Source organism: Streptococcus sp. oral taxon 431 (genome assembly GCF_023115445.1).
Lineage (GTDB): Bacteria > Bacillota > Bacilli > Lactobacillales > Streptococcaceae > Streptococcus.
Genome location: NZ_JALDUI010000001.1, coordinates 312238 through 333273, shown reverse-complemented (window position 1 = coordinate 333273; position 21036 = coordinate 312238). Strand labels below are relative to the sequence as shown.

Genomic DNA, 21036 nt, shown 5'->3' with positions numbered 1-21036 from the left:
TAAAAAATTTAACTCAATAAGGAGAGTAAAAAATGTCAATTATTACTGATGTTTACGCTCGCGAAGTCCTAGACTCACGCGGTAACCCAACACTTGAAGTAGAAGTTTACACTGAATCAGGTGCTTTCGGACGTGGTATGGTTCCATCTGGAGCTTCTACTGGTGAACACGAAGCAGTTGAACTTCGTGATGGTGACAAATCTCGTTACGGTGGTCTTGGTACACAAAAAGCTGTTGACAACGTAAACAACATCATCGCTGAAGCAATCATCGGCTACGATGTACGTGACCAACAAGCTATCGACCGTGCTATGATCGCACTTGACGGAACTCCTAACAAAGGTAAATTGGGTGCTAACGCAATCCTTGGTGTGTCTATCGCTGTAGCTCGTGCTGCTGCTGACTACCTTGAAATCCCACTTTACAGCTACCTTGGTGGATTCAACACTAAAGTTCTTCCAACTCCTATGATGAACATCATCAACGGTGGATCTCACTCAGATGCTCCAATCGCTTTCCAAGAATTCATGATCGTACCTGCTGGTGCACCAACATTCAAAGAAGCTCTTCGTTGGGGTGCTGAAATCTTCCACGCTCTTAAGAAAATCCTTAAATCTCGTGGTCTTGAAACAGCCGTAGGTGACGAAGGTGGATTCGCTCCTCGTTTCGAAGGAACTGAAGACGGTGTTGAAACTATCCTTGCTGCTATCGAAGCTGCTGGTTATGTTCCAGGTAAAGACGTATTTATCGGATTTGACTGTGCATCATCAGAATTCTACGATAAAGAACGTAAAGTTTACGACTACACTAAATTCGAAGGTGAAGGAGCAGCTGTTCGTACTTCTGCAGAACAAATCGACTACCTTGAAGAATTGGTAAACAAATACCCAATCATCACTATCGAAGATGGTATGGACGAAAACGACTGGGATGGATGGAAAGCTCTTACTGAACGTCTTGGTGGTAAAGTTCAATTGGTTGGTGACGACTTCTTCGTAACAAACACTGCTTACCTTGAAAGAGGTATCGCTGAAGGCGCTGCTAACTCAATCCTTATCAAAGTTAACCAAATCGGTACTCTTACTGAAACATTCGACGCTATCGAAATGGCTAAAGAAGCTGGTTACACTGCCGTTGTATCACACCGTTCAGGTGAAACTGAAGATTCAACAATCGCTGACATCGCAGTTGCAACTAACGCAGGACAAATCAAGACTGGTTCACTTTCACGTACTGACCGTATCGCTAAATACAACCAATTGCTTCGTATCGAAGATCAACTTGGTGAAGTAGCTGAATACCGTGGATTGAAATCATTCTACAACCTTAAAAAATAAAATAGTTCAGTGAACTATTTTATCCCGAACCTTGAAACTCAAAAGTTCGGCTCTTGATTAAACAAGATTTAAGCCCCTCGGATTTTATCCGAAGGGCTTTTTTTTCTGTTCAGGGGGCAAAAAAGGGGCAAAAATATTAAGAAATTAATTCACACATAAATTCCCTGTATTTTCACTATTCTAGGTGGAAATTCAAGATTTTTAAACGTTTTTTTGGTATAATAATACCCAGGAAAAACTAGAGAAAAGAAGGAGGTAGAGATGGAAAAGTATTTATCGGTAGCAACGTTGACCAAGTATTTAAAAATGAAATTCGATAAAGACCCCTACTTGGAACGGGTCTATTTAACTGGTCAAGTCTCTAACTTCCGCAAGCGACCAACTCATCAGTATTTTTCTCTTAAGGATGATCGAGCGGTTATTCAGGCAACCATTTGGTCAGGTATTTATCAGAAACTAGGTTTTGATTTAGAAGAAGGGATGAAGATCAATGTGGTTGGTCGTGTTCAAGTCTATGAGCCAAGCGGAAGTTATTCGATTATCATTGAAAAAGCTGAACCAGATGGTGTTGGTGCTTTAGCTATCCAATTTGAACAACTTAAGAAGAAACTGGCAGAAGAAGGTTTGTTTCAAGAGCGATTTAAACAATCTTTACCACAATTTTCAAAAAAAATAGGTGTGGTGACCAGCCGTAGCGGAGCTGTCATTCAGGATATTATTACGACAGTTAGCAGACGCTTCCCTGGTGTGGAAATTGTCTTATATCCTACTAAAGTTCAAGGTGAGGGTGCTGCAGAGGAAATTGCTCGTAATATAACTCGAGCCAATGAACGTGAGGATTTAGATGTTCTGATTATTGGACGTGGTGGTGGATCCATTGAAGATCTTTGGGCCTTTAACGAAGAGATTGTAGTTCGCTCTATCTTTGAATCACCGTTACCCATCATTTCAAGTGTGGGTCACGAAACAGATGTCACTTTGGCTGATTTTGTTGCTGACAAGAGAGCGGCAACGCCGACAGCTGCTGCTGAACTCGCTACACCAGTAACTAAGTTAGATCTTTTGGCCTATCTTCAGAATCAAGAAAAACGAATGACTACAGCAGTTAAGCATACCTTGTCAAAGAAAAAAGAAGCTTTGAGAATCCTCAGTCAATCGGTCATCTTCAGACAACCAGAGCGTTTATATGACGGTTATCTACAACGCTTGGATCAGTTACAGCTGCGACTGAAGCAAGGATTGAATGCTGAATTGGTTCGTAATCAACAAAAGGTGCAAGAACAAGTCCACCGTTTGGAACAATTATCACCAATCATCAAAATCCAGCGTTATCAGGATCATATCCAGCAATTAAAGAAACTGCTGCGAAGCCAGATGGCTGTGACCTATGATGCAAAAGTAGCAGAAGTAAAACGTCTATCAGAAGCTCTCCTTATGCTAGATACTAGTCGAATTGTAGCCAGAGGTTATGCAATTGTCAAAAAAGGAGAAGTCGTAGTCGCTTCTGCGAAAGATTTGAAAGAAAATGACCAAGTATCACTGTTGATGCGGGACGGTCAAGTAGAATTAGAGGTTAAAGATGTCAAAACAAAAGAAATTTGAGGAAAATCTAGCAGAACTTGAAACGATTGTTCAAAGCTTAGAAAATGGTGAAATTGCTTTGGAAGATGCTATTTCTGCATTTCAAAAAGGAATGCTCTTATCCAAAGAATTGCAGGCGACACTTGATAAGGCTGAAAAGACCTTGGTCAAGGTGATGCAAGAAGATGGAACAGAAAGTGAACTGGTATGAACAAGCAGGAAAAACTAGCTTTGGTCGAGTCAGCTCTTGAAGACTTTTATGGCAACCAACAATTTTCATCCAATTTAAGAGAGGCTGTTCTCTATTCCGTCCATGCTGGTGGTAAACGGATTCGTCCATATTTACTTTTAGAAGTTTTGGACTCCTTGCAAGTGCCTATCACTCAGGAACATGCTCAAGTTGCAGCGGCACTAGAAATGATTCATACAGGAAGTTTGATCCATGATGATCTTCCTGCTATGGATAATGATGATTTTCGTCGGGGGCGTTTGACCAACCATAAGGTGTATGGTGAAGCTCTAGCTATTTTAGCAGGGGATGCGCTTTTTTTGGATCCCTATGCTTTAATTGCTCAAGCTGATTTACCTAGTCAAACCAAGGTAGATTTAATATCTAATTTATCCCTTGCTTCTGGAAGTATGGGAATGGTAGCTGGTCAAGTATTGGATATGGAAGGTGAAGGAAAACACTTGAATTTAGAGGAACTTCAGACCATTCATGCTAATAAAACGGGTAAACTTTTAGCCTTTCCTTTCCAAGCGGCTGGCATCATTGCTGGATTGGATGAAAATCTTCAGAAACAGCTTAAAACAGTTGGCGAGTTGATTGGGCTTGCTTTCCAAGTGAGAGATGATGTGCTTGATGTTACTGCTAGCTTTGAGGAAATTGGGAAAACACCCCAGAAAGACTTGCAGGCCGAAAAGTCAACTTATCCTGCATTGTTGGGATTAGACCAGGCGATAGCGTTTTGCAATCAAACTTTGGATCAAGCTAATGCGAAACTTGAAGAGATTAGCCAAGTTGTGAGCTTTGACAAGGAACCAATTGTAAAAATAGTAGAAAGTTTGAGAATCAATGGCTAAGGAAAGAGTAGATGTTCTAGCTTATAAACAAGGTTTATTTGAAACTAGAGAACAAGCTAAACGTGGAGTTATGGCAGGTTTAGTGGTCGCTGTGCTTAATGGCGAACGATTCGATAAGCCTGGAGAAAAAATTCCTGATGATACAGAGTTGAAGCTCAAGGGTGAGAAGCTCAAGTATGTTAGTCGTGGTGGTTTGAAGCTAGAGAAGGCTTTAGAAAAATTTGATTTAACTGTTGAAGATAAAACGACCATTGATATCGGAGCTTCTACAGGAGGATTTACTGATGTCATGTTACAAAACGGTGCTAAACTAGTTTTTGCAGTTGATGTCGGGACTAACCAGCTTGCTTGGAAATTAAGACAAGACTCACGTGTTATCAGTATGGAACAGTTTAACTTCCGTTATGCTGAAAAGACTGACTTTGAACAAGAACCGAGTTTTGCAAGTATCGATGTTAGTTTTATTTCCCTAGGCCTCATTTTACCAGCATTACACCGAGTTTTAGCTGACCAAGGACAAGTTGTCGCACTCATCAAGCCTCAGTTTGAGGCTGGCCGTGAGCAGATTGGTAAGAATGGGATTATCAGAGATGCCAAGGTTCACCAACATGTCTTGGAATCAGTAACGGAAATGGCTGTCAAAGAAGGATTTTCCGTTTTAGGATTGGATTTTTCTCCGATACAAGGAGGACACGGAAATATAGAGTTTCTTGCTTATTTGCGTAAAGAGGAACAAGCAAGCAATCAGGTTGTTACTGAAATAGAAAAAGTTGTAGAGAGAGCACATAGAGAGTTTAAAGATGAATAAAAAAGAGAGACTTGAAAAGATTAGAAGATTTGTTACAGATTATCAAATCGGCACACAGGAAGAAATCGTTGAACACTTGAGAGAAGCTGGTATCTCTGCTACTCAAGCAACAGTCTCCCGAGATATTAAAGAATTAGGTATTGTAAAAATTCCATTGAAAGACAATACTTACATCTATGAATTACCAAAATCAATCGTTAGAAGCTTGCAGTTGGCAGAAAATAATATTATTCATGCTGAACGCATGGGGCATATGATCAATTTGCAAGTTATTCCAGGGAATACTATTTTCGTCAAGAGTCAGTTGATGACTGTTTTTTCTGACCAAATTTTTAGCTGTATTGCTGATGATAATTCCATCTTGATGGTATTGAGAAGTGAAGAAACAGCCAAAGATATTTTTGAGCAAGTTAAAAATTGGTAGGATTATATGTTACTGGAAATTTCGATTAAAAATTTTGCTATCATCGAATCAATTTCTTTGAACTTTGAACAAGGGATGACAGTTTTAACTGGTGAAACAGGTGCGGGTAAATCAATCATCATCGATGCTATGAATATGATGTTGGGAGCCAGAGCTACAACAGAAGTTATTCGTCATGGGGCTCCAAAAGCGGAAATTGAAGGTCTTTTTTCAATTGAAAGTAATCGCGCACTAGAAGAAATTTTTGATGAACAAGGATTAGAATTGAGTGATGAAATCATTATTCGTCGCGAAATTTTACAAAACGGTCGGAGCATCAGTCGTGTCAATGGACAGATGGTTAATCTTTCAGTATTAAGGACGATTGGTCAACAGCTAGTTGATATCCATGGTCAACATGACCAAGAGGAGTTAATGCGCCCACATCGACATATCCAGATGTTGGATGAGTTTGGGGATGCCTCTTTCTTCGAATTAAAAGAAGCCTATCAGACGAGCTTCGATAACTACCGCCGTATGCGCAAGCAAGTGCTTGACATCAAAAAAAATCAGCAGGAACACAAGGCTCGAATTGAAATGTTGGAATTTCAGATGGCTGAGATTGAATCAGCTAATTTGAAAGCTGGTGAAGATATTTTCCTTAATCAAGAAAGAGACAAACTACTGAACCATAAACATATCGCTGATACTTTGACTAATGCTTATAGTATGCTTGATAATGAAGAATTTTCAAGCCTTGCAAATGTTCGTTCGGCCATGAATGATATGGAAAGTCTTGAAGAGTTCGATTCAGAGTATCGTGAGATTTCAAGTTCCCTTTCTGAATCCTATTATGTCCTAGAAGATATCACCAAGCGATTGGAATCCATTATCGATGATTTAGATTTTGATGGTAATCGTCTGATGCAGGTTGAAAGCCGACTAGATTTGATTCACACTATTACCCGTAAGTATGGTGGTGGTGTAGATGATGTCCTAGAATACTTTGCCAAGATTACAGACGAATACAATCTTCTAACAGGAAATAATCTCTCTTCTGAAGATATGGAAATCGAACTCAAGAAACTTGAAAAAAATCTTGTGGACCTAGCAGGTCAAGTTGCTCAAGCTCGCCATAAAATAGCGCAGGACTTAGAAGCTGAAATCAAGCAAGAATTGCAAGACCTTTACATGGAGAAAGCACAATTTCAAGTTCGTTTTAGTCAAGGAAAATTCAGTCGTGAAGGTAATGAGAGTGTTGAATTTTACATTTCAACCAATCCTGGAGAAGATTTTAAACCATTGGTAAAAGTAGCTTCTGGTGGAGAGTTGTCTCGTTTGATGTTAGCTATCAAGTCCGCTTTTTCTCGTAAGGAAGGCAAGACCAGTATCGTATTTGATGAGGTGGATACGGGAGTCTCAGGGCGTGTAGCTCAAGCCATCGCACAAAAAATTCACAAAATTGGACAGCACGGTCAAGTATTAGCTATTTCTCACCTTCCGCAAGTTATTGCGATTGCAGATTATCAGTTCTTCATCGAAAAGATTAGCAATGAACATTCGACTATTTCAACAGTTCGCTTGCTAACAGTTGATGAAAGGATTGAAGAAGTCGCTAAGATGTTGGCTGGGGAGAATGTGACAGAAGCAGCATTGACTCAAGCGAGAGAATTATTACAAAGTAAGGAGAAATAAATGACAGACTATTATGTAATTGGTGATGTCCACGGAAAAGCTGGAATGTTAGAAGACTTACTTAAAACATGGGATGGTAAGACTCAATTACTCTTTCTTGGAGATTTGATTGATAGAGGAGAAGATAGTCGCCGAGTTCTAGAAATGGTCAAAGACTTGGTCGACAATCAGGGAGCTATCTGCTTATCAGGAAATCATGAGTATATGTTTTTAACTTGGTTGGATAATCCTGAAGAAAGTTATGACCACTATCGTCGAAATGGTGGGGATACAACTATTAATTCTATTTTGGGACGCCCACTGGATGCACCAGTAGATGGAGTAGCAGATGCAAAGCGTGTTGAAACAGAAGCAGCCGACTTAGTGGAATTTATTCGTCAGATGCCTTTTGTCATTGAAACAGATAAGTATATCTTTGTTCATGCCGGTATTGATTTGACTTTGGATGATTGGCATGATACTACTGATTATAAGAAGGTATGGCTCAGAAAACCATTTCACGAAGCAGCCAATCATACTGGAAAAACCATTGTCTTTGGACATACACCAGTCTATGGTTTGTTGGATCAAAAACCTGGTACATCTGAACTTTGGATGACAGAAGACGGTAAGATTGGAATGGATGGAGGAGCTGTTTACGGCGGTGTCCTTCACGGTATTGTCTTTACCGACCAAGGTATGACTGAGCACTATTTCATCGAAAATGATGGCTTTGTTGCTGAAGATTAGTACTCCTAACAGGGTATGGTCTTGTCAAAATGTTAAAAACAATTTATAATTAATAGATACCCTGAAAGGAAGAGAATGATGAACTTAGAAGAATTGAAAAAACGACAGGAGAAGATTCGTAACTTCTCTATTATCGCCCATATTGACCATGGAAAGTCAACACTAGCTGACCGTATTTTGGAAAAGACAGAGACAGTTTCCAGTCGTGAAATGCAGGCCCAACTTCTTGATAGTATGGATTTAGAGCGTGAGCGTGGAATTACGATCAAGCTTAATGCTATCGAGCTTAATTATACGGCTAAAGATGGTGAGACTTATATCTTCCACTTGATTGACACACCTGGACACGTGGACTTTACCTATGAGGTTTCACGTTCCCTAGCTGCCTGTGAAGGTGCTATTTTGGTCGTTGATGCTGCCCAAGGGATTGAGGCTCAAACCCTTGCCAATGTTTATCTGGCCTTGGATAATGATTTGGAAATCATGCCAGTTATTAACAAGATTGACCTGCCAGCTGCAGATCCAGAGCGCGTGCGTACAGAAATCGAAGATGTCATTGGTCTAGATGCTAGCGAGGCTGTATTGGCTTCAGCCAAGGCAGGTATCGGTATCGAAGAAATTCTCGAACAAATTGTCGAAAAAGTGCCAGCACCAACTGGTGACGTGTCTGGACCATTGAAAGCTTTGATTTTTGACTCAGTATACGATGCCTATCGTGGAGTTATCCTCCAAGTTCGTGTCATGGATGGAGTAGTCAAACCTGGTGATAAAATTCAGCTCATGAGCAATGGTAAAACCTTCGATGTAACTGAAGTCGGAATTTTCACACCTAAAGCTGTAGGACGTGATTTCCTTGCGACGGGTGACGTTGGTTATATCGCGGCTTCTATCAAGACTGTTCAGGACACACGTGTCGGTGATACAGTAACCTTGGCGACAAATCCAGCGACTGAACCACTTTCAGGATACAAACAGATGAATCCGATGGTTTTCGCAGGTCTCTATCCAATCGAGTCTAATAAATACAATGACCTTCGTGAAGCTCTTGAAAAATTGCAACTGAATGATGCCAGCTTGCAGTTTGAACCAGAAACATCCCAGGCTCTTGGATTTGGTTTCCGTTGTGGTTTCCTTGGACTTCTTCATATGGATGTTATTCAGGAACGTTTGGAACGTGAGTTTAACATCGACCTTATTATGACTGCGCCATCTGTTATCTACAAGGTTAATCAGACTGATGGTGAGTCTATGGATGTGTCAAACCCGTCTGAATTCCCAGACCCAACCAAAATTGCTACCATTGAAGAACCTTATGTTAAAGCTCAAATCATGGTACCGCAGGAGTTTGTCGGAGCAGTAATGGAATTGGCTCAACGCAAACGTGGGGATTTTGTAACTATGGACTATATTGATGATAACCGAGTCAATGTTATCTATCAAATTCCACTTGCTGAAATCGTCTTTGACTTCTTTGATAAGCTCAAATCTTCAACACGTGGTTATGCAAGTTTTGACTACGAGTTGTCAGAGTATCGTCCATCTAAGCTGGTGAAAATGGATATCCTTCTTAATGGTGATAAGGTGGATGCTCTTAGCTTTATTGTTCACAAAGACTTTGCTTATGAACGTGGGAAACTCATTGTTGATAAGCTCAAGAAAATCATCCCTCGTCAACAATTTGAAGTGCCGATTCAAGCAGCTATTGGGCACAAGATTGTGGCTCGTACTGATATCAAGGCTCTTCGTAAGAACGTACTTGCTAAGTGTTACGGTGGTGACGTTTCTCGTAAACGCAAACTCCTTGAAAAACAAAAAGCTGGTAAGAAACGCATGAAAGCCATCGGTTCTGTAGAAGTACCACAAGAAGCCTTCCTCAGCGTATTGAGTATGGATGAAGAATAGTTGAGATCTCAAGAAAAAATAAGATAAATATAAAATAATGATTTTTTAAGAGACTGGGTAAAAAGTCAATTTTCTCCGAAAATGGAAAAAATATAACGCATAGTATCAAGGTTTTCAACACCTGATATTATGCGTTTTTCTGATTTTAAAGATTTTTTGCCCAGCCTCTTTTCTTAATGTTTGACAAACGCGCCAACCTCAAGTATAGCAGATTGAACTTAGAATAGTATACTACAGATTCTAAAACATTTTTAGAAATTGATTTGACTTTCCTAATCTCTTTGTTCATATCTTATTTCAATCAACTATACAAGTTTGGGAATCGACATTTCTGGGCGGAAGGTTATTATGTGAGTACAGTAGGGCTTAATGAAGCCACAATTAAGAAATATATTCAAGAGTGAATAAATTATCCAGTGGATGATTTCTAAACGAGTATGAAAATTTGAAAATAAGTAAAGCATGATCTATCACTAGATAAATTGAGTGTAAAAGAATATGAGGATCCCTTTAGGGGATAGTAGCAAGTAATACTCACGCCTTTTTAAGAGGCAAGTGACGAGTCAAGAGCAATGAGGATTGAACAAGGTGAAAGCCAGCGTCTTTAGGCGCTGGCTGGTAATTTGGGATTATAGCGTTCTGGTGCAAACCAGCCGTTAGATGGATGGTTATGTTTTTTTGATTTTTTTCAACTTTTATTATACAATAAAACCAAATAAAAAGAAAGCGGTAACAATATGCTTAATGTGAAAATTTTTTATATATTTTTATTTTTGATCGTTGTCGAAACTACAGGCTTGTTGTTGTTGAAAAACGGTCTTGAAAGAGGTTATTTAGATACAGGAGCTATCATCCTTGCAGTTTTTTCATTTGCTTTCTACAACCTATGTTCATTCGGTTGGGTCTGCTCTACAATAAAAAACAATAAAAAATAAATAGACGTATTTTTAGTCAGAACTTCTCAAAAAACGCATTTTCTTGCACCTGCTCCGTAAATGTGTTATACGGATTCTGCGAAAAAGTGATAGTTTTCTAAGCCATGAGCAATGGAAAAGCACCAGCAGTGCGAATACTGAGGCTTTTTTTACGTGGTTGCAAATCACGTCCGGCCCAGTGGCACTTAATCATCGCCTTTCTTATCTAGCCAGACATAAGAAACTCAAATAGTAGGTTCAGATGATTATGGCTATGTGAAAATTCCTAAATCATGGGTTCGTTCCAAAGAAATTGAAGGTGGAGGTGACATTCAGTACTGTGATGGGACGGATGTCAATATTGTAACTTTCAATACCTTTAAACCTTAGCAGTTTGGTATTAGTGAAAGTGAGTACGCTGCACTTGAAACTGTTCAAATTTCAACTAGCATTTATGAATCTAAACAGAAAAGTCAAGAATTTTCCAAGGTATGGGGGGCAAAATCAACTATCGGTGGCTATGAGGCCTACGTAGTAAACTGTATTGCTAAGAATGGTAAATATTTAATTATCTGGGTTTTTAAATCCGATGATGGTAAGTTTAGATATGTTTCTCTTGAAGGTGTTCCATAGGTATTAAAAAATCTCCTTCCAATGGTGGAAGAAAGTTGGACCAATAAAAAAGTTAAAATCGTGAAAACAGGAGTCATTCCTGTTTTTTTATTATACTTATTAAGAAATTTATAAAAAATATGTTTGAAATTAGCAAATGTTTAATTCGTAAACAAAAAAAATAAAAATCAAACAAAATGCAACAAAAAATATTGACAACGGTTTCATATAGTGTTATACTTATACCATAAAAGTTAAATATGAAGGGAGAAGGTCATGGGATTAGATCATTTCTTTGACAAAGACCTAGTCTTTTGCTTAGAAGCAGATAATCAAGAGCAACTTTTCGATCAAGTTGCAACCCTATTGGAAGAAAAGAAAGTTGTTACAGAGACCTATCGATCGGCCTTGATTGAACGTGAAAAATCGTTCCCAACTGGTTTGGATATGGAGTTTTTAGGGAAGGATTTGCCTAACGTAGCTATCCCCCATACTGATACAATTCATAATCTAACTGAAAATGTTGTCGTGGTTCGTCTGGAAAAACCAGTAACGTTCCACAATATGATTGCTCCTGATAAGGAAGTAGAAGTTTCATTGTTGTTCTTTATCATCAACAATTCAAGCTCAAGTCAAACAAATATTCTTGCGCAGTTGATGGACTTCTTTACAGGCAATGGTCATCTTGAAGCGCTGTCTAAGATTAAGGAACCTGAAGCTTTGTTCCAATACATCTCAGAAGCGACTGCTTAATTTGTTAATAATTTTTATATAAAAACGGAGGAAATCCAAATGATTAAAATTCTTGCTGCTTGTGGTGCAGGTGTTAACTCAAGCCACCAAATTAAAAGTGCTCTTGAAGAAGAACTTTCTAACCGTGGGTACGATGTTCAATGTGATGCTGTTATGGTAAAAGATGTCAATGAAGACTTGATTAAAGGTTATGATATCTTCACACCAATCGCTGCTACTGATTTAGGTTTTGAACCAGGTATCCCAGTTGTTGAAGCAGGACCAATCTTGTTCCGTATTCCAGCTATGAGCGCTCCAGTCTATGATAATATTGAAGCAGCTATCAAAGAACATGGTCTAAGCTAATTATTAATTTGTAAATATTCCATAAAAATAAAGGGAGGAAAATTATGGATATCATTATCGAACTAGCCAATAAGGTGTTCAAGCCTATCTTGGAAATGGGTGGACCGATCATCATGCTGATCATTTTGACACTATTGGCTCTACTTTTTGGAGTGAAATTCTCCAAGGCGCTTGAAGGTGGTATCAAACTTGCCATCGCTCTTACTGGTATCGGTGCTATCATCGGTATGTTAAATGGTGCTTTCTCAGCGTCTCTTGCAAAATTCGTTGAAAACACTGGTATTCAATTGAATATTACCGACGTTGGTTGGGCACCACTTGCTACAATCACTTGGGGTTCAGCTTGGACACTTTACTTCTTGCTTGTGATGTTGATCGTCAACATTGTGATGCTTGCAATGAAGAAAACTGATACACTTGACGTCGATATCTTTGATATCTGGCACTTGTCTATCACAGGTCTTTTGATTAAATGGTACGCTGACAACAATGGAGTTAGCCAAGGAGTTTCACTCTTCATCGCGACTGCAGCAGTTGTTCTTGTTGGGGTTCTTAAAATCATCAACTCTGACTTGATGAAACCAACATTTGATGACCTTCTTAACGCACCAAGTTCATCACCAATGACTTCAACTCACATGAACTACATGATGAACCCAGTTATCATGGTTTTGGATAAGATTTTTGATAAACTCTTCCCAGGTCTTGATAAATACGACTTTGACGCTGCTAAATTGAATAAACGAATCGGTTTCTGGGGATCTAAATTCTTCATCGGTTTCATCCTTGGTATCGTTATCGGTTTGATGGGAACTCCACATCCAGTTCCTGGTGTTGAAGGTGCTGATAAATGGGAACTTGTTATTAAAGGTTGGTTGTCACTTGGTTTGACTGCCGGTGTCTGCTTGGAGCTCTTCTCATTGATCGGTTCATGGTTTATCGCAGCCGTAGAACCACTTTCACAAGGTATTACAAACGTTGCTACTAAACGTCTTCAAGGACGTAAATTCAACATCGGTCTTGACTGGCCATTTATCGCTGGTCGTGCTGAAATCTGGGCTTGTGCCAACGTACTTGCACCAATCATGTTGGTTGAAGCAGTGCTTCTTTCAAATGTCGGAAATGGTATCTTGCCACTTGCTGGTATCATCGCAATGGGTGTAACTCCAGCTCTCTTGGTAGTTACTCGTGGTAAATTGCTCCGTATGATTATCTTCGGAACACTCTTGTTGCCACTCTTCCTTCTTTCAGGTACACTTATCGCACCATTTGCAACAGAACTTGCTAAAGGTGTAGGTGCCTTCCCAGAAGGTGTAAGCCAAACTCAATTGATTACTCACTCAACTCTTGAAGGACCAATCGAAAAACTATTTGGTTGGGCAATTGGTAACGCTACAACTGGTGATATCAAAGCAATCCTTGGCGCATTAGTATTCCTAGTATTCTACGTTGGTATCTTTGCATGGTACAGAAAACAAATGATCAAACGTAATGAAGAATACGCAGCAAACGCAAAATAATTCGCTCCTAAAAATGTAAATTGTAAAAACTAGGTTGTCAGTTTCCAAATCTGGAGTCGACAGCCTAGTTTTTTTAGGCCTTAAATAAATGGAGGTAATTCTAATGATTGAATTAAAAACAGAACAGCTAAGTGTACAGTTTCAAACTTTTGGTGGTGCACTTTCTTCAATAAAAGATAAAGATGGAATTGAGTATTTGTGGCAGGGAGATCCAACTTACTGGAGTGGACAAGCACCTGTTTTATTTCCAATCTGTGGATCCGTTAGAAATGATACTGTCTTGTATGATCAAGAAGATGGTAGTCAAGTAAAAGGTAAAATTCCACGTCATGGATTGGTTCGAAAAAAAGAATTTGAATTAGTGGAACAAACAGAGAATTCTGTCACCTTTGCGATCGAAGATGACCAAGAAATGTATGAGAATTATCCCTATCATTTTCGTCTAGAAATAACTTATACTGTTACGGGAAAGACTATTCGAACACAGTATCAAGTTACCAATAAGGAAACAGATAAGAAAATGCCTTACTTTATTGGTGGACATCCTGGCTTTAACTGTCCTTTATTTGATGATGAAGCTTATGAAGACTACTATCTTGAATTTGAAAAGTCAGAAACTTGTACAGTTCCTAAACCATTCCCAGAAACAGGGATGTTAGATTTTCAAGATAGAAGTAGCTGGTTAAAAGACCAAAAAGAATTGGATCTAAACTATGATTTCTTTAGCTATGATGCTGTGACTTTAGACGAGTTAGCCTCTCGCTCTGTTTCCTTACGGTCACGTAAGCATGATAAAGGGTTGAAACTAGACTTTAAGGAGTTTCCAAACCTCATCGTTTGGTCAACGCTTAATAAAGGTCCCTTCCTTGCTCTGGAACCTTGGTCAGGTTTGTCAACTTCACTCGAAGAGGGCGATCATCTAGAAGATAAGAAAAATGTTCGAATCTTAAATCCAGGTCAAAGTGATCAAATTGGTTTTGATATAGAAATTTTCTAAAAAATAAACAAAAACAAACATAAACTGTTGACTTTTTTAAACAATAGTAGTATATTATGTTTAGAAAGAACAATTTGTGTTTGTTTTAACAAGTTATTCTTCCAATTTCTCCAAGGAGAAGTTACAAAGAGTGATTAGATAAATCATTCTTAAACTAAAATAGTCAACAAAAACTACCAGTAACTACTTGGTAATGGTCATTTTCTTTCCAGAACCCAAAAATTTTTACTGGTCTATTATAAAAAAGGAGTATACAATATGTCTATTGTTATTGGTGCAGATGCTGCAGGTTTGAGATTGAAAGAAGTCGTTAAAGATTTCTTGGAAAAAGAAAACTTCCACGTTGTGGATGTTACAGCTGAAGGTCAAGACTTCGTTGATGTAACTCTTGCAGTTGCTGAAGAAGTTAAAAAAGAAGAACAAAACCTTGGTATTGTCATTGATGCTTATGGTGCAGGTCCATTTATGGTTGCTACTAAAATCAAGGGAATGGTTGCAGCAGAAGTATCTGACGAACGTTCAGCCTATATGACTCGTGGTCACAACAACTCACGTATGATTACTATGGGTGCTCAACTCGTTGGTGACGAATTGGCTAAAAACATTGCTAAAGGCTTTGTAAATGGTAAGTATGACGGCGGTCGTCACCAAATTCGTGTCGATATGTTGAATAAAATGTGCTAATTTTTATAACGAAAGAAAGGTAAGATAAAAATGAGAATTGCAATTGGATGTGACCACATCGTAACTAATGAAAAAATGGCGGTTTCAGAATTTTTGAAATCAAAAGGACATGAAGTCATCGACTTTGGTACTTATGACCACGCTCGTACTCACTACCCAATCTTTGGTAAAAAAGTTGGTGAAGCAGTAGTTAGTGGCCAAGCTGATCTTGGTGTCTGTATCTGTGGTACTGGTGTAGGTATCAATAACGCTGTTAACAAAGTTCCAGGTGTTCGTTCTGCTTTGGTTCGTGATATGACAACAGCTCTATATGCAAAAGAACAATTGAATGCCAACGTTATCGGATTTGGTGGAAAAATCACTGGTGAATTGCTCATGTGTGATATCATTGAAGCTTTTATCAACGCTGAATACAAACCATCTGAAGAAAATAAAAAATTGATTGCTAAAATCCAACACGTTGAAACTCATAACGATCATCAAACGGATGCAAACTTCTTTACAGAATTCCTTGAAAAATGGGATCGCGGTGAATACCACGACTAAGAGGTGACTCATGATTTTAACAGTCACAATGAACCCATCCATTGATATATCCTATCCTTTGGATGAATTGAAAATTGACACTGTCAACCGTGTTGTCGATGTTACGAAAACAGCTGGTGGTAAAGGTCTAAATGTTACACGAGTTCTATCAGAATTTGGTGATTCTGTAGTCGCAACTGGACTTGTTGGTGGTAAACTAGGTGATTTTCTAGTTGAAAATATTGATGATCAAGTTTCGAAACGTTTCTTTTCTATCCAAGGGGAAACTCGTAACTGTATCGCAATTCTACATGGAGAAAATCAAACAGAAATCCTAGAAAAAGGTCCTGAAGTTCAAGAAAAAGAAGGACAAGATTTCTTGGCTCATTTCAAAGAACTTTTAGAAACTGTAGAGGTAGTAGCCATTTCAGGTAGTCTACCAGCAGGACTTCCTGTTGACTATTATGCTAGTCTAGTTGAACTTGCTAACCAAGCTGGTAAACCTGTTGTCTTGGACTGTTCAGGAGCTGCACTTCAGGCTGTTCTTGAATCTCCACATAAACCAACGGTTATCAAACCAAATAATGAAGAATTATCTCAACTTTTAGGAAGAGAAATTTCTAAAGACTTGGATGAATTAAAAGAGGTTCTTCAAGAGCCCCTATTTGATGGAATTGAGTGGATTATCGTTTCGTTAGGTGCTAACGGTGCCTTTGCAAAACACGGGGACACTTTCTATAAAGTGGATATTCCAAAAATTCAAGTTGTAAACCCAGTTGGATCTGGTGATTCTACAGTAGCAGGTATTGCTTCAGGATTGTTCCATAAAGAATCTGATCAAGAACTGTTGATCAAGGCAAATGTCCTTGGTATGCTTAATGCTCAAGAAAAAATGACCGGTCATGTCAATATGGCTAACTATCAAGGTCTATATGACCAATTAATCGTAAAAGAGGTATAAAATGGTTTTAACAGAAAATAAACGCGCTTGTATGCAAAAACTCTCTGATGAAAATGGTATCATCTCAGCTCTTGCTTTTGACCAACGTGGTGCTTTGAAACGCCTTATGGCTCAGTACCAAACAGAAGAGCCAACAGTAGCTCAAATGGAAGAACTTAAAGTATTGGTAGCGGATGAATTGACTAAATACGCTTCATCAATGCTTCTTGACCCTGAGTATGGACTTCCTGCTACAAAAGCACTTGCACCAAATGCAGGTCTTCTCCTCGCTTATGAAAAAACAGGATACGACACAACAAGCACAAAACGCTTGCCAGACTGCTTGGATGTTTGGTCTGCAAAACGTATCAAAGAACAAGGTGCAGATGCTGTTAAGTTCTTGCTTTACTATGACGTAGATAGCTCTGACGAACTCAACCAACAAAAACAAGCCTACATCGAACGTATTGGTTCTGAGTGTGTGGCTGAAGATATTCCATTCTTCCTTGAAATCTTGGCTTACGATGAAAAGATTGCTGATGCAGGTTCTGCAGAATACGCTAAAGTAAAACCACACAAAGTTATCGGTGCCATGAAAGTCTTCTCAGACCCACGTTTCAACATCGATGTCTTGAAAGTAGAAGTTCCAGTTAACGTGAAATACGTTGAAGGTTTTGGTGATGGCGAAATCGTTCATACACGTGAAGAAGCAGCTGCTTTCTTCAAAGCGCAAGACGAAGCAACTAACCTTCCTTACATCTACTTGAGTGCAGGTGTATCTGCTAAACTCTTCCAAGAAACACTTGTCTTTGCCCACGAATCAGGTGCAAACTTCAATGGTGTTCTTTGCGGACGTGCAACATGGGCTGGATCAGTTGAAGCTTACATCAAAGACGGTGAAGCGGCAGCTCGCGAATGGCTTCGTACAACTGGATTTGAGAACATTGACGAACTCAACAAGGTTCTTAAAACAACTGCAACTTCATGGACCGAACGTGTCTAAATTTCCCCCCTTTTATGTCCTAAAACCTAGCTAAAAAACTTTTAAAAAAAGTTGTATGTAAAGGTTTACAAAATAAAAATCTTGTGCTATACTTAAGTCACAAGTTAATACAAAGTGAGTGTTACTAAGTAATATTAGGCATGATCACAGATGACTCAGAGGTATATTTTCTGAACTCATTTGTGGTCATTTTTTATGCTCACAAAACTTAAATAATAGGGCAAGGAGGTTGCCATGTATCGGATATTAAATCCAATGAATAACAATGTTTCTCTCGTGCGGAATAGCAAAGGAGAGGAGTTGATCGTAATTGGTAAGGGTATTTCATTCGGTAAGAAGAAGGGAGATTTGATTTCTGAGGATCAGGTTGAAAAAGTTTTTCGGATGAAAACAGAAGAGTCGCGAGAAAATTTTATGGCTCTTCTCAAGGATGTACCGCTTGATTTTATTACGGTCACTTATGAGATTATTGATAATCTTTCTAAAAAATATCAATATCCTGTCCAAGAGTATCTATACGTCACTCTGACAGACCATATCTATTGTTCTTATCAGGCTATTAGCCAAGGACGCTATAAGGATAGTAACTTGCCTGACATTTCTGCAAAATATCCTATCGCTTTTCAAATTGCACAAGAAGCTTTTGAAATTTATCGTCAAAAACTGACAGAAAATTTTCCTGAAGACGAAATCATTCGTATCGCTTATCACTTCATTAACGCCGAAGGTGAGAATGCAGTCGAAGTTGTTGAGTCAATTGACAAGAGAAAAGAAATATTAAAGAAGGTCGAAAGCGTTTTGAAGAGTTATAAAATCCAGCGAACACCTGAAAATAATAATTTCTACGACCGCTTTATGATTCATCTAAATTATTTTTTGGATTATCTGGATCGTAGTCGCGATGATAATCAATCCTTGCTTGATATGGAAGAACATATAAAGAATACCTATCCAGAAGCATTCGAGATTGGTAGTAAAATTTATGAGGTCATTGCTCAGGAAACTGGTCTTGACCTCTACAAGAGTGAACGAGTTTATCTTGTTCTACACATTCAACGTTTATTGTCATAACATCTACTAAAAAATATATAAGGAGAATTCTATCATGAATAGAGAAGAAGTAACATTGTTAGGTTTTGAAATCGTAGCCTATGCTGGCGATGCTCGTTCAAAATTATTGGAAGCTTTGAAGGCTGCTGAAGCTGGTGATTTTGCTAAAGCGGATAGCTTAGTTGAGGAAGCTAGTAGCTGTATCGCTGAAGCACACCACGCGCAAACGAGTCTTTTAACCAAGGAAGCTGCTGGTGACGATTTGGCTTATAGCGTGACCATGATGCATGGCCAAGATCACTTGATGACAACTATTTTGCTAAAAGATTTGATGCATCATTTAATTGAACTTTATAAAAGAGGAGCTAAATAATGAATAAGTTAATTGCCTATATCGAGAAAGGGAAGCCTTTCTTTGAAAAACTATCTCGAAATATCTATCTTCGTGCTATTCGGGATGGATTTATCGCAGGAATGCCAGTCATTCTCTTCTCAAGTATTTTTATCTTGATTGCTTTTGTTCCAAACTCTTGGGGCTTTAAATGGTCTGATGAAGTAGTAGCACTTTTGATGAAACCTTACAGCTACTCTATGGGGATTCTAGCAGTCTTGGTAGCTGGTACCACTGCTAAATCTTTAACAGACTCCGTCAATCGTAGTATGGAGAAAACCAATCAAATCAACTATATGTCAACGCTCTTAGCAGCTATTGTTGGTTTGCTGATGTTAGCAGCTGACCCAATCGAGGGTGGCTTTGCAACTGGTTTCCTTGGAACAAAAGGGTTGCTTTCAGCCTTCCTGGCAGCTTTTGTAACTGTAGCTATCTATAAGGTTTGTGTGAAGAACAACGTTACTATTCGCATGCCTGACGAAGTTCCACCCAATATCTCACAAGTCTTTAAAGATGTTATTCCGTTTACGCTTTCAGTTGTTTCTCTCTATGCTCTTGACTTGCTCGCTCGTCAATTTGTTGGTGCAAGCGTTGCAGAATCAATCGGTAAATTCTTTGCACCATTATTCTCTGCAGCTGATGGCTATCTTGGTATTACCATTATCTTTGGTGCATTTGCCTTCTTCTGGTTTGTCGGTATTCACGGCCCATCTATCGTTGAACCTGCCATTGCAGCGATTACTTATGCAAATGCCGAAGTCAACTTGAACCTTCTTCAACAAGGTATGCACGCTGATAAGATCCTTACATCTGGTACACAAATGTTTATCGTCACTATGGGTGGTACAGGAGCAACTCTTGTAGTTCCATTCATGTTTATGTGGTTGTGTAAGTCTAAGCGTAATCGTGCAATCGGACGTGCTTCAGTAGTTCCTACATTCTTCGGTGTAAACGAACCAATCTTGTTTGGTGCACCACTTGTTTTGAACCCAATCTTCTTTATTCCATTTATCTTCGCACCTATTGCAAACGTATGGATCTTTAAGTTCTTTATCGAAACTCTCGGCATGAACTCATTCACTGCCAACCTTCCATGGACTACGCCTGGGCCTCTAGGTATTGTTCTTGGTACAAACTTCCAGTTCTTGTCATTTGCTCTTGCAGCATTGTTAATCGTAGTAGATATTGTTATCTACTATCCATTCCTCAAGGTTTATGACGAACAAATTCTTGAAGAAGAACGTTCTGGTAAAGCCAACGATGAATTAAAAGAAAAAGTAGCCGCAAACTTCAATACTGCTAAAGCTGATGCTATCCTTGAAAAAGCTGGAGTAGAATCAGCACAAAATACAATTACTGAAGAAACAAACGTGCTCGTTCTTTGTGCGGGTGGAGGAACAAGTGGACTTCTTGCAAATGCTTTGAATAAAGCTGCTGCAGAATACAATGTTCCTGTGAAGGCCGCTGCTGGTGGTTACGGTGCTCACCGTGAAATGTTGCCAGAATTTGACCTTGTTATCCTTGCTCCTCAAGTAGCATCAAACTATGAGGACATGAAGGCTGAAACAGATAAACTTGGAATCAAATTGTCTAAGACTGAAGGAGCTCAATACATTAAATTGACACGCGATGGACAAGGTGCTCTTGCATTTGTTCAAGCTCAATTCGATTGATGATAGGGACTGTAAAACAGTCTCCTATCGTTACGGAAATCGCTATGGCGAATTTCCTAATCGACTTGTTAACTCGTCGGTAAAAATATAT

Annotated in this window: 21 protein-coding genes and 2 pseudogenes; all 23 read left to right on the top strand. The window is 38.9% G+C overall.

Annotation, left to right across the window (positions count from 1 at the left end):
• Positions 1 to 32 precede the first annotated feature (32 nt).
• The 23 genes and pseudogenes from eno to M1R56_RS01545 all read left to right on the top strand — a co-directional run bounded on the left by eno (position 33) and on the right by M1R56_RS01545 (position 20945).
• Positions 33 to 1337: a surface-displayed alpha-enolase gene (eno, locus tag M1R56_RS01650; RefSeq protein ID WP_000022825.1), complete on the top strand. Its 1305-nt coding sequence runs from the start codon at positions 33 to 35 to the stop codon at positions 1335 to 1337.
• Between the two features lie 261 nt (positions 1338 to 1598).
• Positions 1599 to 2939 carry an exodeoxyribonuclease VII large subunit gene (gene xseA, locus M1R56_RS01645; protein WP_248034363.1) on the top strand — a complete coding sequence of 447 codons (1341 nt, stop codon included), beginning with the start codon at positions 1599 to 1601 and terminating at the stop codon, positions 2937 to 2939.
• Entirely contained in the window at positions 2917 to 3129 is a 213-nt protein-coding gene (locus M1R56_RS01640) for an exodeoxyribonuclease VII small subunit (protein ID WP_000043228.1), read from the top strand. Before xseA ends, M1R56_RS01640 begins: the two co-directional genes overlap by 23 nt.
• Complete coding sequence (locus M1R56_RS01635) at positions 3126 to 4001, top strand: polyprenyl synthetase family protein (protein WP_248034362.1); 876 nt, start codon at positions 3126 to 3128, stop codon at positions 3999 to 4001. Before M1R56_RS01640 ends, M1R56_RS01635 begins: the two co-directional genes overlap by 4 nt.
• Positions 3994 to 4809 (top strand): TlyA family RNA methyltransferase, encoded by an 816-nt coding sequence (locus M1R56_RS01630; protein WP_248034361.1) that lies wholly within the window; start codon positions 3994 to 3996, stop codon positions 4807 to 4809. Before M1R56_RS01635 ends, M1R56_RS01630 begins: the two co-directional genes overlap by 8 nt.
• On the top strand, positions 4802 to 5233 hold the full coding sequence (locus tag M1R56_RS01625) for an arginine repressor (RefSeq protein WP_049526273.1): 432 nt from the start codon (positions 4802 to 4804) through the stop codon (positions 5231 to 5233). The genes M1R56_RS01630 and M1R56_RS01625 overlap by 8 nt, the downstream gene beginning before the upstream one ends.
• A gap of 6 nt (positions 5234 to 5239) precedes the next feature.
• A complete protein-coding gene (gene recN, locus M1R56_RS01620) occupies positions 5240 to 6907 on the top strand; it encodes a DNA repair protein RecN (protein WP_248034360.1) in 1668 nt (555 codons plus the stop codon).
• Positions 6908 to 7636, top strand: a complete 729-nt coding sequence (locus M1R56_RS01615; protein ID WP_248034359.1) for a metallophosphoesterase family protein — start codon at positions 6908 to 6910, stop codon at positions 7634 to 7636.
• A 78-nt stretch (positions 7637 to 7714) separates the two neighbouring features.
• Positions 7715 to 9538, top strand: coding sequence for a translation elongation factor 4 (gene lepA, locus M1R56_RS01610; protein ID WP_248034358.1), 1824 nt, complete (start codon positions 7715 to 7717; stop codon positions 9536 to 9538).
• A gap of 308 nt (positions 9539 to 9846) precedes the next feature.
• A pseudogene (locus M1R56_RS01605) lies at positions 9847 to 10059 on the top strand (transposase); the annotation flags it as partial.
• Positions 10060 to 10275: 216 nt separating this feature from the next.
• The gene (locus M1R56_RS10080; protein ID WP_348982761.1) at positions 10276 to 10473 is read left to right on the top strand and encodes a hypothetical protein; all 198 of its coding nucleotides are present in this window, start codon (positions 10276 to 10278) and stop codon (positions 10471 to 10473) included.
• 207 nt (positions 10474 to 10680) lie between these two features.
• Positions 10681 to 11085 (top strand): annotated as a pseudogene (locus M1R56_RS01600) (hypothetical protein); the annotation flags it as partial.
• Between the two features lie 255 nt (positions 11086 to 11340).
• Positions 11341 to 11817, top strand: a complete 477-nt coding sequence (locus M1R56_RS01595) for a PTS sugar transporter subunit IIA (RefSeq protein WP_061863128.1) — start codon at positions 11341 to 11343, stop codon at positions 11815 to 11817.
• A gap of 39 nt (positions 11818 to 11856) precedes the next feature.
• The gene (locus M1R56_RS01590; RefSeq protein ID WP_000590576.1) at positions 11857 to 12162 is read left to right on the top strand and encodes a PTS sugar transporter subunit IIB; all 306 of its coding nucleotides are present in this window, start codon (positions 11857 to 11859) and stop codon (positions 12160 to 12162) included.
• 44 nt (positions 12163 to 12206) lie between these two features.
• Complete coding sequence (locus tag M1R56_RS01585) at positions 12207 to 13682, top strand: PTS galactitol transporter subunit IIC (protein WP_248034357.1); 1476 nt, start codon at positions 12207 to 12209, stop codon at positions 13680 to 13682.
• Positions 13683 to 13785: 103 nt separating this feature from the next.
• The gene (locus M1R56_RS01580; protein ID WP_248034356.1) at positions 13786 to 14679 is read left to right on the top strand and encodes an aldose 1-epimerase family protein; all 894 of its coding nucleotides are present in this window, start codon (positions 13786 to 13788) and stop codon (positions 14677 to 14679) included.
• Positions 14680 to 14937: 258 nt separating this feature from the next.
• On the top strand, positions 14938 to 15363 hold the full coding sequence (gene lacA / locus M1R56_RS01575; protein ID WP_000029280.1) for a galactose-6-phosphate isomerase subunit LacA: 426 nt from the start codon (positions 14938 to 14940) through the stop codon (positions 15361 to 15363).
• A 30-nt stretch (positions 15364 to 15393) separates the two neighbouring features.
• Entirely contained in the window at positions 15394 to 15909 is a 516-nt protein-coding gene (gene lacB, locus M1R56_RS01570) for a galactose-6-phosphate isomerase subunit LacB (protein ID WP_001216925.1), read from the top strand.
• 10 nt (positions 15910 to 15919) lie between these two features.
• Positions 15920 to 16849, top strand: a complete 930-nt coding sequence (locus M1R56_RS01565; RefSeq protein ID WP_248034355.1) for a tagatose-6-phosphate kinase — start codon at positions 15920 to 15922, stop codon at positions 16847 to 16849.
• Position 16850: 1 nt separating this feature from the next.
• Positions 16851 to 17831 (top strand): tagatose-bisphosphate aldolase, encoded by a 981-nt coding sequence (lacD, locus tag M1R56_RS01560; RefSeq protein WP_248034354.1) that lies wholly within the window; start codon positions 16851 to 16853, stop codon positions 17829 to 17831.
• A 234-nt stretch (positions 17832 to 18065) separates the two neighbouring features.
• A complete protein-coding gene (locus tag M1R56_RS01555) occupies positions 18066 to 18902 on the top strand; it encodes a transcription antiterminator (protein ID WP_248034353.1) in 837 nt (278 codons plus the stop codon).
• A 34-nt stretch (positions 18903 to 18936) separates the two neighbouring features.
• Positions 18937 to 19254 (top strand): PTS lactose/cellobiose transporter subunit IIA, encoded by a 318-nt coding sequence (locus tag M1R56_RS01550; protein ID WP_248034352.1) that lies wholly within the window; start codon positions 18937 to 18939, stop codon positions 19252 to 19254.
• Positions 19254 to 20945 carry a lactose-specific PTS transporter subunit EIIC gene (locus tag M1R56_RS01545; RefSeq protein ID WP_248034351.1) on the top strand — a complete coding sequence of 564 codons (1692 nt, stop codon included), beginning with the start codon at positions 19254 to 19256 and terminating at the stop codon, positions 20943 to 20945. The genes M1R56_RS01550 and M1R56_RS01545 overlap by 1 nt, the downstream gene beginning before the upstream one ends.
• Positions 20946 to 21036 lie beyond the last annotated feature (91 nt).

Bases quoted from the DNA above. Each gene is read 5' to 3' on its own strand.
- M1R56_RS01565 (WP_248034355.1), top strand. From the start codon at position 15,920: ATGATTTTAACAGTCACAATGAACCCATCCATTGATATATCCTATCCT.
- xseA (WP_248034363.1), top strand. From the start codon at position 1,599: ATGGAAAAGTATTTATCGGTAGCAACGTTGACCAAGTATTTAAAAATG.
- M1R56_RS01585 (WP_248034357.1), top strand. From the start codon at position 12,207: ATGGATATCATTATCGAACTAGCCAATAAGGTGTTCAAGCCTATCTTG.
- lacD (WP_248034354.1), top strand. From the start codon at position 16,851: ATGGTTTTAACAGAAAATAAACGCGCTTGTATGCAAAAACTCTCTGAT.
- M1R56_RS01550 (WP_248034352.1), top strand. From the start codon at position 18,937: ATGAATAGAGAAGAAGTAACATTGTTAGGTTTTGAAATCGTAGCCTAT.
- eno (WP_000022825.1), top strand. From the start codon at position 33: ATGTCAATTATTACTGATGTTTACGCTCGCGAAGTCCTAGACTCACGC.
- M1R56_RS10080 (WP_348982761.1), top strand. From the start codon at position 10,276: ATGCTTAATGTGAAAATTTTTTATATATTTTTATTTTTGATCGTTGTC.
- recN (WP_248034360.1), top strand. From the start codon at position 5,240: ATGTTACTGGAAATTTCGATTAAAAATTTTGCTATCATCGAATCAATT.
- M1R56_RS01635 (WP_248034362.1), top strand. From the start codon at position 3,126: ATGAACAAGCAGGAAAAACTAGCTTTGGTCGAGTCAGCTCTTGAAGAC.
- M1R56_RS01595 (WP_061863128.1), top strand. From the start codon at position 11,341: ATGGGATTAGATCATTTCTTTGACAAAGACCTAGTCTTTTGCTTAGAA.
- M1R56_RS01545 (WP_248034351.1), top strand. From the start codon at position 19,254: ATGAATAAGTTAATTGCCTATATCGAGAAAGGGAAGCCTTTCTTTGAA.
- lacB (WP_001216925.1), top strand. From the start codon at position 15,394: ATGAGAATTGCAATTGGATGTGACCACATCGTAACTAATGAAAAAATG.
- M1R56_RS01630 (WP_248034361.1), top strand. From the start codon at position 3,994: ATGGCTAAGGAAAGAGTAGATGTTCTAGCTTATAAACAAGGTTTATTT.
- lacA (WP_000029280.1), top strand. From the start codon at position 14,938: ATGTCTATTGTTATTGGTGCAGATGCTGCAGGTTTGAGATTGAAAGAA.
- M1R56_RS01580 (WP_248034356.1), top strand. From the start codon at position 13,786: ATGATTGAATTAAAAACAGAACAGCTAAGTGTACAGTTTCAAACTTTT.
- M1R56_RS01615 (WP_248034359.1), top strand. From the start codon at position 6,908: ATGACAGACTATTATGTAATTGGTGATGTCCACGGAAAAGCTGGAATG.
- M1R56_RS01555 (WP_248034353.1), top strand. From the start codon at position 18,066: ATGTATCGGATATTAAATCCAATGAATAACAATGTTTCTCTCGTGCGG.
- M1R56_RS01590 (WP_000590576.1), top strand. From the start codon at position 11,857: ATGATTAAAATTCTTGCTGCTTGTGGTGCAGGTGTTAACTCAAGCCAC.
- M1R56_RS01625 (WP_049526273.1), top strand. From the start codon at position 4,802: ATGAATAAAAAAGAGAGACTTGAAAAGATTAGAAGATTTGTTACAGAT.
- M1R56_RS01640 (WP_000043228.1), top strand. From the start codon at position 2,917: ATGTCAAAACAAAAGAAATTTGAGGAAAATCTAGCAGAACTTGAAACG.
- lepA (WP_248034358.1), top strand. From the start codon at position 7,715: ATGAACTTAGAAGAATTGAAAAAACGACAGGAGAAGATTCGTAACTTC.